Consider the following 12,744-nt stretch of genomic DNA (forward strand, 5'->3'; position numbering starts at 1 on the left):
TGATGCCGGTAGCGGGTCGGGAAGCAAATTTTATTAGTAAATCGCTGGTCCGCCCATCCGGGGTGTTCCTTTTCAGGAATGTCGGGGCGGACTTCAGACCTAACCCTATTGGAGTACCTCTCATGTCCGTGACTATGCGCGAAATGCTGGAAGCCGGTTGCCACTTTGGCCACCAAACCCGCTTCTGGAACCCGAAGATGGCCCCCTTCATCTTCGGTCATCGCAACAAGATCCACATTATCAACCTCGAAAAGACCCTGCCGATGTTCCAGGACGCGATGAAGTACGTGCGTCAACTGGCAGCAAACCGCGGTAGCGTGCTTTTCGTGGGTACCAAGCGTCAATCGCGCGAAATCCTGGCTGAAGAAGCTGGCCGCGCTGGCATGCCCTACGTCGACGCCCGCTGGCTCGGCGGCATGCTGACGAACTTCAAGACCGTCAAGATCTCGATCAAGCGCCTGAAGGACATGGAAGCCGCCAAGGAAGCCGGCGCGCTGGACACCATGAGCAAGAAGGAAGCGCTGATGTTCGAGCGCGAGATGGCCAAGCTGGAAAAGTCCATCGGCGGCATCAAGGACATGGGCGGCGTGCCTGACGCCATCTTCGTGGTGGACGTGGGCTACCACAAGATCGCCGTGACGGAAGCCGCCAAGCTGGGCATCCCCGTGATCGGCGTGGTTGACACGAACCACTCGCCGGAAGGCATCGATTACGTGATCCCGGGTAACGACGACTCGAGCAAGGCCGTGGCCCTGTACGTGCGCGGCGTGGCCGACGCCATCCTGGAAGGCCGCGCCAATGCGGTTCAGGAAGTGGTGGAAGCTGCACGTGGCGGCGACGAATTCGTCGAAGTCCAGGAAGGCTGATTGCCCGCTGGCGCCTGAGGCCGGGGTACACCGGCCGCCGGCGCCCGCCTTGCGGCACATGGAAAAGGGGGCACTTCTGGCGCCCCCTTTTTGCAAACTGCGAAACGCAGTGCGCCGCAAGCTGAAACTGACTTTGTTGTCATCCGCCGCGAATACGATTCGCCGCGGGTGAGCCGGACCCAAGTTGATCAGACACCGGCGGGTGTCCCGGAAGCAGGCGGGACATCGGCCCGAACCAATCAAGGAGTGACAAATGGCGGCAATTACCGCAAGCATGGTTGCAGAACTGCGCGCGAAGACCGACGCGCCGATGATGGAATGCAAGAAGGCCCTGACGGAAGCCAATGGCGACCTGGACAAGGCTGAAGAGCTGCTGCGCGTCAAGCTGGGCAACAAGGCCAGCAAGGCTGCGTCGCGCGTGACCGCCGAAGGCGTGGTGGCCTCGTACATCGACGGCACGACCGGCGTCCTGGTCGAGCTGAACTGCGAAACCGACTTCGTGTCGAAGAACGACGACTTCCTGGCTTTCTCGGCCAAGGTCGCCGAACTGATCGCCAAGCAGAACCCGGCTGACGTGGCTGCCCTGTCGGCGCTGGAAATCGACGGCGTGTCGGTGGAAACCACCCGTGCCGCGCTGATCGGCAAGATCGGCGAGAACCTGACGATCCGCCGCTTCACCCGCTACGCCAATGGCGGCAAGCTGGTGTCGTACCTGCACGGCACGCGCATCGGCGTGATGGTCGAGTTCGACGGCGACGAAACCGCCGCCAAGGACGTGGCCATGCACGTGGCCGCCATGAAGCCGGTGTCGCTGTCGTCGGACCAGGTGCCCGCCGAGCTGATCGCCAAGGAGCGCAGCATCGCCGAGCAGAAGGCTGCCGAGTCGGGCAAGCCGGCCGAGATCGTCGCCAAGATGGTCGAAGGCTCGGTCCAGAAGTACCTGAAGGAAGTCTCGCTGTTCAACCAGCCGTTCGTGAAGAACGACAAGCAGACCGTCGAGCAGATGCTGAAGGCCGTCAACACCACGGTGAAGGATTTCACCCTGTACGTGGTGGGCGAGGGCATCGAGAAGAAGCAGGACGACTTCGCTGCTGAAGTGGCCGCCCAGGTGGCTGCCGCCCAGAAGGGCTGATCGTCAGGGTGGGGGAGCGGCCTTTTTCGTTAAGGGCCGATTCCGCCACCGTATAATGCCGAGGGGCGCCGCAAGGTGCCCCTCTGCACAAGCGCGTCAGGCAGAATGCCGGGCGCCGCGGCTGTATCAGTCGATTTCCGCAGTCACCTGCATGTTGGGCGAGGTTCGCGTAACGATGCCGGCAGATGACAGCGAAAACCGGCTTCGAGCTGTCCCGCAATTCCGTATTTCCGCGCGGCCCTGAGCCGAGCCGGGGTCACAAGCCCCGGCAGCCCGGCTCGCGCGCGCCAATCCATCCGTTCGAACGAGCGATCAAGAACCAGCCCGAGGGTGAACATGCCAGCCTACAAGCGCGTCCTACTTAAACTTTCCGGTGAGGCCCTGATGGGCGACGATGCCTTCGGCATCAACCGCGCCACCATCGAGGGCATGGTCAACGACATTGCCGAGATCGTGAAGCTGGGCGTCCAGGTCGCCGTGGTCATCGGCGGCGGCAACATCTTCCGTGGCGTGGCCGGCGGCGCCGCCGGCATGGACCGTGCCACGGCCGACTACATGGGCATGCTGGCCACCATGATGAACGCGCTGGCCCTGCAAGACGCCATGCGCCACGCGAATATCGAAGGCCGCGTGCAATCGGCCCTGCGCATGGATCAGGTGGTCGAGCCCTATATCCGCCCGCGCGCCATCCGCCAGCTGGAAGAGGGCAAGGTCGTGATTTTCGCGGCCGGCACCGGCAACCCGTTCTTCACCACCGACACCGCCGCCGCGCTGCGTGGGGCGGAAATCGGCGCCGAAGTCGTGCTCAAGGCCACCAAGGTGGACGGCGTGTACACGGCCGACCCCAAGAAGGACCCCAGCGCCACGCGCTACACCACCATCACGTTCGACGAGGCCATCTCGCGCAACCTGCAGGTCATGGACGCCACGGCCTTCGCGCTGTGCCGCGACCAGAAGCTGCCGATCAAGGTGTTCTCCATCGTCAAGCCGGGTGCGCTGAAGCGCGTGATCCTCGGCGAAGACGAAGGTACGCTGGTGCACGTATGACGATGGCGGGCCGCGTCACAATGCGGATTCGGCCCGGCCTGAGAGTAGAATGATTCATTTTCGATCCCGTCCGGCGGGATCCTGTCTGGCTGATTTCCGGAGGTAAACATGAGCGTCGCCGACACAAAGAAGAGCGCCGAGCAGAAGATGCAGAAGTCGATCGAAGCCTTCAGGGCCGATCTGGCGAAAATTCGTACCGGTCGTGCCCACACCGGTCTGCTCGATCACGTCCAGGTGGACTACTACGGCTCGATGGTGCCGATCAGCCAGGTGGCCAATGTCGGCCTGGCCGATGCGCGCACGATCAGCGTGCAGCCCTGGGAAAAGAAGATGGTGGGCGCGGTGGAAAAAGCCATCCGCGACGCCGACCTGGGCCTGAACCCGGCCACCATGGGTGAAACCATCCGTGTGCCGATGCCCGCACTGACCGAAGAGCGCCGCAAGGAGCTGACGAAGGTGGTCAAGGGCGAGGCCGAAGGTGCCAAGGTGGCCGTGCGCAACCTGCGCCGCGACGCCATGGAGCAGTTCAAGAAGCTCGTCAAGGACAAGACCATTTCCGAGGACGACGAGCGCCGCGGCCAGGATGAAGTCCAGAAGCTGACGGACAAGTTCGTGGCCGAGATCGACAAGCTCGTGGCCGAAAAAGAAAAGGAGATCATGACGGTCTGACGGCCGCCCGGCGGGAACCCCGCCGGCTCCGTCCCCGTCCGCGAATCCATGCAGCACATCAGTTCGACGCTCGGCGTTCCCGATACCACTTACGTGCCCCGCCACGTTGCCATCATCATGGATGGCAACGGCCGTTGGGCGACCCAGCGTCATCTGCCCCGCGTGGCAGGCCACAGCCGTGGCCTGGACGCGGTACGCGCGGTGGTGGAGGCCTGTGCCACCCGCGGCGTGCAGTTCCTCACGCTGTTCGCGTTCAGTTCGGAGAACTGGCGCCGTCCGGCGGACGAGGTGTCGTTCCTGATGCGCCTGTTCATGACCGCCTTGCGCCGCGAGGTGGTCAAGATGCATGCCAATGACATCCGCGTGCGCGTGGTGGGCGACCTCGGGCGCTTCAGCCCGCGCATCCAGCAGCTGATCCGCGATGCGGAGGCCCGCACCGCCGGCAATACCGGCCTGACGGTGACCATCGCCGCGAACTACGGCGGCCGCTGGGACCTGCTTCAGGCCATGCGCAAGATGCTGGCCCGCTCGCCGATGCTCGACCCGGATGCCATCGACGAGGCTGTGCTGGCGCCGCACCTGGCGATGTCCTATGCGCCCGAGCCGGACCTGTTCATTCGCACCGGCGGCGAGCAGCGCATCAGCAATTTCCTGCTATGGCAGCTCGCGTATTCCGAGCTGTACTTCACCGATACCTACTGGCCCGATTTCGACGCCGCCGAGCTGGACAAGGCTTTCGCCTCGTACCGGCAGCGCGAGCGGCGCTTTGGCCGGACCAGCGCCCAACTGGTGGCGCCCGGTCTGTCTGGTACGGCCTGAGCGGCTCGCCGCGACCGGCCTGTCCTGATCCCACCTTCAAAGGAAACCGCAGCGCATGCTCATCACCCGCGTCATTACCGCCCTGTGCCTGTTGCTGTTGATCCTGCCGATCCTGTTCCTGGCGCCCGTGATGTGGCTGGCGGGGCTGATCGCCGTGATCGTGCTGCTGGCCGGATGGGAGTTCGGGCGACTGATCGGGCTGCGCCGTTTCTGGCCCTACGTCTACGCGGTGGCCTGCCTGCTGGTGCTGATTTACTTCCATGACGCGCCCGAACGCCGTGCCATCCATTTCCTGCTGGCCGCCGCGTTGGTGGCCTGGGGCGTGGCGCTGGTGCTGCTGGCACGGGGCGTGCGCAAGGCGACGCCGGGGTTCACGGTGCTTGGCGCCATCCTTGGGCTGATCATGCTGCCAGCGTTCGGTCACGCCGTGATGGTGCTGCGGGCCGAAGGCATCGCGGTACTGCTGTCGGCGGCCGTGCTGGTCTGGGCGGCCGATATCGGCGCCTATTTCGTCGGCAAGGCCATCGGCAAGCGCAAACTGGCGCCAACCATCAGCCCGGGCAAGTCCTGGGAGGGTGCGATTGGCGGCTGGCTGCTGGTGATGATCGTGGCCGTGGCGCTTGGCACCACCCATGCCTTCGCACCGACCTGGTTTTCGCGCATCGCCGATCAGGGTGGGCTGGGGCTGATGATCGGCCTCTCCACGCTGCTCGTGGCGGCCAGCGTTATCGGCGACCTGTTCGAGTCGCTGCTCAAGCGTCAGATCGGCAAGAAGGACAGCAGCCGGCTGCTGCCCGGGCACGGCGGCGTACTCGATCGCATCGACGCGCTCATTCCGGTGTTCCCGCTGGCGGCGCTGCTGCTGGCCTGGATGTGATCACAATCTGAATTTGGTTATCTGGTTCCTATGCAACGCATTACCATCCTGGGCGCCACGGGCTCCATCGGCGAAAGCACACTCGACGTAGTGCGTCGGCATCCGGACCGCTACACCGTGCATGCGTTGAGCGCCCACCGTCAGGTGGAGAAGCTGGCAGCGGCCTGCGTGGAATTCCGCCCGGCGCGTGCCGTGGTGGGCTCCGCCGATGCGGCACGCCAGCTCGAGACGCTGCTGCGCGATGCCGGCGTAAAGACCGAGGTCAGCTACGGCGAAGCCGCGCTGGAGTCGATCGCCGCCGATGACGGCACCGATGCCGTGATGGCCGCCATCGTCGGCGCGGCCGGGCTCCGTTCCTCGCTCGCCGCCGCACGGGCGGGCAAGCGCGTGCTGCTGGCCAACAAGGAATCGCTGGTCATGTCGGGCGCCATCTTCATGGACGCGGTGCGCGAGCACGGCGCCACGCTGCTGCCCATCGACAGTGAACACAACGCGATCTTCCAGTGCCTGCCGACCAGCGACCCGCGCTACGGCGCGGGCGTGTCCAAGGTGCTGCTAACCGCGTCGGGTGGCCCGTTCCGGACGCGTGATCCGTCCACCTTGCACGACATCACGCCCGATCAGGCCTGCGCCCACCCCAAATGGGTGATGGGCCGCAAGATCTCGGTGGATTCCGCCACGATGATGAACAAGGGGCTCGAGGTCATCGAGGCCCATTGGCTGTTCGGCGCTCCGGCGGACAAGATCGAGGTGCTGATCCACCCGCAAAGCATCGTCCATTCGATGGTGGCGTACGCCGATGGTTCGGTGCTCGCCCAGCTTGGCAACCCCGACATGCGCACGCCCATCGCCTATGGCATGGCGTACCCGGAGCGGATCGACTCCGGGGTGAGCCCGCTCGACCTGACTGTCGCCGGCGGCCTGCATTTTGAGATTCCTGACCTTGATCGCTTCCCCTGCCTCGGGCTAGCCTTTGATGCATTGCGCGCGGGCGGGCTAGCCCCCGCCGTGCTGAACGCCGCGAACGAGGTGGCCGTGGAGGCCTTCCTCGGCGGGGCGATCCGATTTACCGATATTGCCCGCGTGGTAGCCGGCGTGCTCGAGCAGCCGCAGTCTGGCTCGGCCGAGACACTCGAAGGCGTGCTGGCGGCCGATGCCGAAGCACGGCGTGCCGCGCAGGCATTGCTGACGCGGCTGGCCAGCCGCTAAGTAGGTAGCGCCGTCGCGCCTCGGCGCGGCTAGCTCTGGAGAGGGTGATTTGTCATGCAGACCGTAATTGCGTTCGTCGTCGCCCTGTGCATTCTGATTTTCGTGCACGAGATGGGGCACTACCTGGCCGCTCGCGCGTGCGGCGTCAAGGTGTTGCGGTTCTCGATCGGCTTCGGCCGGTCGTTGGCGCGCTGGACCAGCAAGGGGCCTGACCGCACCGAGTGGACGCTCGCCGCGATCCCCCTGGGCGGCTACGTCAAGATGCTCGACGAGCGCGAGCGGGACCCCGAGACCGATCCCCCCATCCCCCCGGAAGACCTGCCGCGCGCGTTCAACCGGCAGCCGGTGGGCAAGCGCTTCGTGATCGTCGCAGCCGGGCCGGTGGCCAACTTCGCGCTGGCCATCCTTCTATATATAGTGCTGTTCGCCGGCGGCATGCGCGAGCCGGTACCCGTAGTGGCAACCCCCGCGGCCGGCACCGTGGCTGCCCAGGCCGGTGTGCGGGACGGCGACCGCGTTTTGTCGCTGACCGCCAACGACCGGACCGAGCCGGTCCAGTCCTGGAATGACCTCCGCATGGCCGTGTTCGCCGAAGGTTTTGGCGACGCCAGCGCCGTGCTGCGCGTGCGCGGCACCGACGGGGCCGAGCGCGACATCCGGCTGCCTCGCCTGCCCAATACCGGCGGCAATCCCGAACAGGACCCGCTGGCCACGCTCGGCCTGTACCTGAAGGGCGGGCCGGTTACGATTACTGAAATCGTGCCGGATTCGGCGGCGCAGCGGGCTGGGCTGAAGGCCGGCGACCGTGTGGTGGCATGGCAGGGCCAGCCCCTGACGCAGGCGAGCGAGCTGATCCGCGCGGTACGGGCGCGGCCGGGCGAGCAGGTCACGCTGGGCATAGAACGTAATGGGCAGCGGCTGGATGTGCCGGTCAAGCTGGACGCAGCCCCGGCCCCGGACGGTGCCAAGGACGCCAGCGGGGCGGCGGCAGGCCCCACGGGCAAGCTGGGCGCCGCGCTGAACCAGGCGGTGCAGACCGAGATCGTCCGCTACGCGCCGTGGCAGGCCGTGGTGCGGGCAGCCGACCAGGTCTGGAGCACCAGCACGCTGTCCCTGAAACTGCTCGGCAAGATGCTGGTGGGGCAGGCGTCATTGCAGAATCTGAGCGGCCCGCTCACGGTGGCGGACTACGCCGGCCGTGCCGCCAACATGGGTTGGCAGCCGTTTATCAGCTTCCTGGCGCTGGTCAGCGTCAGCCTCGGTGTGCTCAATTTGTTACCCATTCCGGTTCTGGATGGGGGGCATTTGCTGTATTATTGCGTGGAATTTTTGACTGGCAGGCCCGTACCAGATCACTGGCAGGCGATGCTGCAGAAGGTCGGCATCGCGTGCATCTTGCTCCTGACCTCACTCGCTTTGTTCAATGACGTCAGCCGACTGTTTCTTGCGCGCGGCTAGATCCGCGTAGCCGAAACCGGCCGTCGGCCGAAGAAGGTCGCGTCCCGGCGGTGTCGTCGAACCCGTCGGGAGGGGACGGCCTTGTCAGCAAAGCCAGGCGTCATCATGGACGGCGTCGGGACGGCATCGGAGCCAATACCCTGCATGAAATCGAAGAGGAATAGGGGATTCACGTTGATCAGACATAAGCGCATCTCGCTGGGCGTGCTGACGAGTGCCATTATCGCGGCCTGGAGCCCGGCGGGCTGGGCCGCCGACCCGTTTGTGGTCAGGGACATCCGCGTGGAAGGCCTGCAGCGCGTGGAGCCGGGCACTGTGTTCGGCTATCTGCCTGTGCGCGTCGGGGAGACCTTCACCGACGACAAGGGCGCCGATGCGATTCGCGCACTCTACAATACCGGTTTCTTCAAGGACGTGCAGATCCGCGCCGAAGAGGGCGTGCTCGTGGTCCAGGTGGAAGAGCGCCCGGCCATCTCGCAGCTCGAGTTCGTCGGCATCAAGGAATTCGACAAGGACACGCTGCGCCGTTCGCTGCGCGCGGTGGGCGTGGCTGAAGCGCGCTACTACGACAAGGCCCTGATCGACAAGGCCGAGCAGGAGCTGAAGCGCCAGTACGTGGCGCGCGGCTACTACGCTGCCGACGTGCAGACCACGGTGACGCCGGTGGACCGCAATCGCGTGTCCGTGGTGTTCAACGTGGAAGAAGGCCCGGTCGCCAAGATCCGCCAGATCAATATCGTCGGCAACAAGGCTTTCAAGGAAAGCACGCTGCGCGACGAGATGCAGCTCTCCACGCCGAACTGGCTGTCCTGGTACACCAAGAACGACCTGTACTCGAAGCAGAAGCTCACGGCCGACCTGGAAGCGCTGCGCTCGTACTACCTGAACCGCGGCTACCTGGAGTTCCAGATCGAGTCCACGCAGGTCTCGATCACGCCGGACAAGAAGGACATCTTCCTGACGCTGAACATCAAGGAAGGCGATCAGTACAAGGTGTCCGACATCCGCCTGGCCGGCGAACTGCTCGGCAAGCAGGCCGAGATGGAAAAGCTGCTGCAGTTGAAGAAGGGCGATATCTTCTCGTCCGAAAAGCTGACGGCCAGCACCAAGTCCATCACGGATCTGCTGGGTACCTACGGCTACGCGTTCACGACTATCAATCCGCAGCCCCAGGTCAACCAGGAAACGCGCGAAGTGGCGCTGACGCTGATGGTCGACCCCGGCCGCCGCGTGTATGTACGCCGCGTGAACGTGGTGGGCAACAGCAAGACCCGCGACGAAGTGGTGCGCCGCGAAATGCGCCAGATGGAAAGCTCGTGGTTCGACAGCGAGAAGCTCACGCAGTCGCAGGCCCGTATCAACCGTACTGGCTACTTCACGGACACGAATATCACCACCGAGGACGTGGCCGGCGCGCCCGACCAGGTGGACGTCAACGTGAACGTGACCGAGAAGCCGACTGGCCAGATCAGCCTGGGCCTGGGTTTCTCGTCGACTGACAAGCTCGTGCTGCAGGCCGGCTTGCGCCAGGACAACGTGTTCGGCTCCGGTACCAGCCTGGGCCTGGACGTGAACACGGCCAAGTCGTTCCGGACCATCTCGCTGACGCAGTACGACCCGTACTTCACGGTGGATGGCATCAGCCGTTCCACGGACATCTACTACCGTACCTCCCGTCCGCTGTACTACACCGGCGACCAGGACTACAAGATCGTCTCGGCCGGCGGCGGCTTCAAGTTCGGCGTGCCGTTCTCCGAGAACGACACGGTGTTCTTCGGTATCGGTTACGAGCGCACCGAGGTGCATACCTCCGTCAACACGCCGACCCAGTACACCGCGTGGCTGAACAAGATCGGCAAGAGCAGCGGCGACCCGATCAACAACTTCCCGTTCACGATTGGCTGGGCCCGTGACCGTCGCGACAGTGCGCTGATCCCGACCAAGGGTCCGTACACGCAGGCCAACCTCGAAGTGGGCGTGCCGGGCGGCGATACGCAGTACTATCGCGCCAGCTTCCAGCAGCAGTACTTCTATCCGATCTCCAAGGCCTTTACACTGGCCTTCAACGGCGAAGTGGCGTACGGCCACGGCTACGGCGACACGCCGTTCCCGGTGTTCAAGTACTTCTACGCCGGTGGTATCGGCTCGGTGCGCGGCTACCAGACCAGCACGCTTGGTCCGAAGGACCAGAACGGCAACCCGGTGGGTGGTGCGTCCAAGCTGATCGGTAACGTGGAATTCGTGTTCCCGCTGCCGGGCTCGGGTGTTGACCGCACGCTGCGCCTGTTCACGTTCTTCGACTTTGGTAACGTGTACCAGGAAGGTGCACCGATTACGTTCAGCGACCTCAAGTACTCGACCGGCTTCGGCATGTCGTGGCTGTCGCCGATCGGCCCGCTGAAGGTCAGCATGGGCTTCCCGCTGAAGAAGGACGATACGGATCGCGTACAGCGATTCCAGTTCCAGATCGGTACCGCGTTCTGATCCCCAAAAAGGATTTGTTTCATGAAACTCCATACACCACTGATGAAATCCCTGAGCGCCGCAGCGCTGGCCGCAGCGGCCCTGTGCGTAGCCGCCCCGGCGATGGCTCAGGAGGCACGCATTGCCGCGGTCAACTCGGAACGTATCCTGCGTGACTCGCAGCCGGCCAAGGCTGCCCAGGTCAAGCTCGAGCAGGAATTCTCGAAGCGCGATCGCGAACTGCAGGACATGGCCCAGAAGATCAAGGGCATGGCCGACAAGCTCGACAAGGACACGGCTGTGCTGGCCGATTCCGACCGCCAGCGCCGCCAGCGCGAAGTGGCCGATCTCGATCGCGAGTTCCAGCGCAAGCAACGCGAGTTCCGCGAGGACCTGAACCAGCGCCGTAACGAGGAACTGGCCCAGGTACTGGAGCGCGCGAACCGGGTGATCCGCCAGATTGCCGAGCAGCGCAAGTACGATCTGATCGTGCAGGAAGCGGTGTACGTCAATCCACGCATCGACATTACCGATGACGTGATGAAGGCGCTCAACGCCGGCAGCAAGTAAGCGGCGCGCGCTCGTTCGTCGCTGTCTCGTTCTTCAAGGAAGTACCGCCATGCAGACACCCACACTGGGTCAGCTCGCCACCGAAAACGGCGCGCAGGTTGTGGGTGATCCCGACCTCGCCGTGCGCGGCCTGGCGCCGCTCGACCAGGCCGGCCCCGGCGACCTGTCTTTCCTGTCCAATCCGCTGTACCTGCCGCAGGCGCTGGCCTCCAATGCCAGCGCCGTCATCGTCTCGCCGGCCGACCTCGAGCGTATTCGCGCCGATGGCCAGGCCGACGGCCGCAACTGGCTGGTCGCCCGCAACCCGTATGTCTGCTTTGCCCGCGTGGCGCAGCGCTTCGACCGTGAGGCGAATGCCGATCCGCGCACTGGCATCGACCCGCGCGCGAGCGTGGCCGCCGATGCCGTGGTGCCGGCGTCCTGCTTTATCGGCCCCAACGTGGTGATCGAGGCTGGCGCGCGGCTGGGCGAGCGGGTAAGGGTCCTGGCGAATGCCTTTATCGGCGCAGGCGCGGAGATCGGCGACGATACGCTCATTTACGCGAACGTTTCCGTCTATCATCGTTGCGTGGTGGGTGCGCGCAACATCCTGCACAGCGGCGTGGTGGTGGGCGCGGATGGCTTTGGCTTCGCGCCGGACATCGGTCCGGCCGGGGTGGAATACGTGAAAATTCCGCAGGTTGGCCGTGCCGTGCTGGGCAATGACGTGGAAGTGGGCGCCAATACGGCCATCGACCGCGGCGCGATGGCCGATACGGTCATCGAGGAGGGCTGCAAGCTCGACAACCAGGTCCAGATCGCGCACAACGTGCGGGTGGGCGCCCATACGGTCATTGCGGGCTGCGCGGCGGTGGCCGGCAGCACCCGCATCGGCCGTTTCTGCGTGATTGGCGGATCGGCCAATTTCGCGGGCCATTTGAATATCGCCGACCGGACGACGGTGTCCGGCGGCACCTCGATTACCAAATCGATTACGAAACCCGGGGGGCATTACACCAGCGTGTTTCCGTTCACGACGCATGGCGAGTGGGAGCGCAATGCGGCCATCGTGCGCGGATTGTCCAAGCTGCGCGAGCGCGTGGTCACGCTGGAACGCCGCCTGCGCGGCCAGTCCGCCGGGTCCAATACCAAACAAGACGAAGAGAAATCATCATGACCGCATCCGACATCGACATCCGCAAGATCCTGAAGCTGCTGCCGCATCGGTACCCGATCCTGCTCGTCGATCGCGTGCTGGAGTTCGAGCCGCAGAAGCGGATCAAGACGCTTAAGAACGTCACGATCAACGAGCCGTACTTCATGGGGCACTTTCCCGATCAACCCGTGATGCCGGGCGTGATGATCCTCGAGGCCCTGGCGCAGTCGGCCGGCCTGCTGACCTTCGGCGCCGATATGGAGCGCAAGGAAGGCGCGCTGTACTACTTCGTGGGTATCGATGGCGCGCGCTTCAAGCGTGTGGTCTACCCCGGCGACCAGCTGCACCTGAATGTGACCGTCGAGCGCTACATTCGCGGCATCTGGAAGTTCAAGGCCAGCGCCACCGTGGACGGCGAAATCGCCTGCGAAGCGGAACTGATGTGCACGGTCAAGCAGGCCGAAGGCTGATCGGCGCCGCCGCGCCCACCCATGGGCCC

At 64.7% G+C, this 12,744-nt stretch carries 12 protein-coding genes; all 12 read left to right on the forward strand.

Annotated elements, in window-relative coordinates; all coding sequences use genetic code 11:
- Positions 1-122: 122 nt before the first annotated feature.
- The 12 genes from rpsB (at position 123) to fabZ (ending at position 12,715) form a co-directional block, all read left to right on the forward strand.
- A complete protein-coding gene (rpsB, locus tag AC1DP9_RS17455) occupies positions 123-866 on the forward strand; it encodes a 30S ribosomal protein S2 (protein WP_092297610.1) in 744 nt (247 codons plus the stop codon).
- 253 nt (positions 867-1,119) lie between these two features.
- Complete coding sequence (gene tsf, locus AC1DP9_RS17460) at positions 1,120-1,998, forward strand: translation elongation factor Ts (protein WP_477108036.1); 879 nt, start codon at positions 1,120-1,122, stop codon at positions 1,996-1,998.
- A gap of 336 nt (positions 1,999-2,334) precedes the next feature.
- Positions 2,335-3,045 carry a UMP kinase gene (gene pyrH, locus AC1DP9_RS17465; protein WP_092297616.1) on the forward strand — a complete coding sequence of 237 codons (711 nt, stop codon included), beginning with the start codon at positions 2,335-2,337 and terminating at the stop codon, positions 3,043-3,045.
- Between the two features lie 108 nt (positions 3,046-3,153).
- Positions 3,154-3,714, forward strand: a complete 561-nt coding sequence (gene frr / locus AC1DP9_RS17470) for a ribosome recycling factor (RefSeq protein WP_092297619.1) — start codon at positions 3,154-3,156, stop codon at positions 3,712-3,714.
- 48 nt (positions 3,715-3,762) lie between these two features.
- Positions 3,763-4,533: an isoprenyl transferase gene (locus tag AC1DP9_RS17475; RefSeq protein ID WP_092297622.1), complete on the forward strand. Its 771-nt coding sequence runs from the start codon at positions 3,763-3,765 to the stop codon at positions 4,531-4,533.
- Between the two features lie 55 nt (positions 4,534-4,588).
- The gene (locus AC1DP9_RS17480) at positions 4,589-5,410 is read left to right on the forward strand and encodes a phosphatidate cytidylyltransferase (protein WP_477108037.1); all 822 of its coding nucleotides are present in this window, start codon (positions 4,589-4,591) and stop codon (positions 5,408-5,410) included.
- Positions 5,411-5,440: 30 nt separating this feature from the next.
- Complete coding sequence (gene ispC, locus AC1DP9_RS17485) at positions 5,441-6,619, forward strand: 1-deoxy-D-xylulose-5-phosphate reductoisomerase (protein WP_477108038.1); 1,179 nt, start codon at positions 5,441-5,443, stop codon at positions 6,617-6,619.
- A gap of 54 nt (positions 6,620-6,673) precedes the next feature.
- Positions 6,674-8,077 (forward strand): RIP metalloprotease RseP, encoded by a 1,404-nt coding sequence (gene rseP / locus AC1DP9_RS17490; RefSeq protein ID WP_477108039.1) that lies wholly within the window; start codon positions 6,674-6,676, stop codon positions 8,075-8,077.
- A gap of 144 nt (positions 8,078-8,221) precedes the next feature.
- The gene (gene bamA, locus AC1DP9_RS17495; RefSeq protein ID WP_369823500.1) at positions 8,222-10,561 is read left to right on the forward strand and encodes an outer membrane protein assembly factor BamA; all 2,340 of its coding nucleotides are present in this window, start codon (positions 8,222-8,224) and stop codon (positions 10,559-10,561) included.
- 21 nt (positions 10,562-10,582) lie between these two features.
- Positions 10,583-11,110, forward strand: coding sequence for an OmpH/Skp family outer membrane protein (locus tag AC1DP9_RS17500; protein ID WP_092297637.1), 528 nt, complete (start codon positions 10,583-10,585; stop codon positions 11,108-11,110).
- A gap of 49 nt (positions 11,111-11,159) precedes the next feature.
- Positions 11,160-12,266, forward strand: coding sequence for a UDP-3-O-(3-hydroxymyristoyl)glucosamine N-acyltransferase (gene lpxD / locus AC1DP9_RS17505; protein ID WP_092297640.1), 1,107 nt, complete (start codon positions 11,160-11,162; stop codon positions 12,264-12,266).
- Positions 12,263-12,715, forward strand: coding sequence for a 3-hydroxyacyl-ACP dehydratase FabZ (fabZ, locus tag AC1DP9_RS17510; protein WP_092297643.1), 453 nt, complete (start codon positions 12,263-12,265; stop codon positions 12,713-12,715). The genes lpxD and fabZ overlap by 4 nt, the downstream gene beginning before the upstream one ends.
- Positions 12,716-12,744 lie beyond the last annotated feature (29 nt).

This window comes from Cupriavidus sp. 01L43, assembly GCF_056399925.1.

Bases quoted from the DNA above. Each gene is read 5' to 3' on its own strand.
- AC1DP9_RS17475 (WP_092297622.1), top strand. From the start codon at position 3,763: ATGCAGCACATCAGTTCGACGCTCGGCGTTCCCGATACCACTTACGTG.
- rseP (WP_477108039.1), top strand. From the start codon at position 6,674: ATGCAGACCGTAATTGCGTTCGTCGTCGCCCTGTGCATTCTGATTTTC.
- frr (WP_092297619.1), top strand. From the start codon at position 3,154: ATGAGCGTCGCCGACACAAAGAAGAGCGCCGAGCAGAAGATGCAGAAG.
- AC1DP9_RS17480 (WP_477108037.1), top strand. From the start codon at position 4,589: ATGCTCATCACCCGCGTCATTACCGCCCTGTGCCTGTTGCTGTTGATC.
- AC1DP9_RS17500 (WP_092297637.1), top strand. From the start codon at position 10,583: ATGAAACTCCATACACCACTGATGAAATCCCTGAGCGCCGCAGCGCTG.
- lpxD (WP_092297640.1), top strand. From the start codon at position 11,160: ATGCAGACACCCACACTGGGTCAGCTCGCCACCGAAAACGGCGCGCAG.
- pyrH (WP_092297616.1), top strand. From the start codon at position 2,335: ATGCCAGCCTACAAGCGCGTCCTACTTAAACTTTCCGGTGAGGCCCTG.
- tsf (WP_477108036.1), top strand. From the start codon at position 1,120: ATGGCGGCAATTACCGCAAGCATGGTTGCAGAACTGCGCGCGAAGACC.
- ispC (WP_477108038.1), top strand. From the start codon at position 5,441: ATGCAACGCATTACCATCCTGGGCGCCACGGGCTCCATCGGCGAAAGC.
- fabZ (WP_092297643.1), top strand. From the start codon at position 12,263: ATGACCGCATCCGACATCGACATCCGCAAGATCCTGAAGCTGCTGCCG.
- rpsB (WP_092297610.1), top strand. From the start codon at position 123: ATGTCCGTGACTATGCGCGAAATGCTGGAAGCCGGTTGCCACTTTGGC.
- bamA (WP_369823500.1), top strand. From the start codon at position 8,222: ATGAAATCGAAGAGGAATAGGGGATTCACGTTGATCAGACATAAGCGC.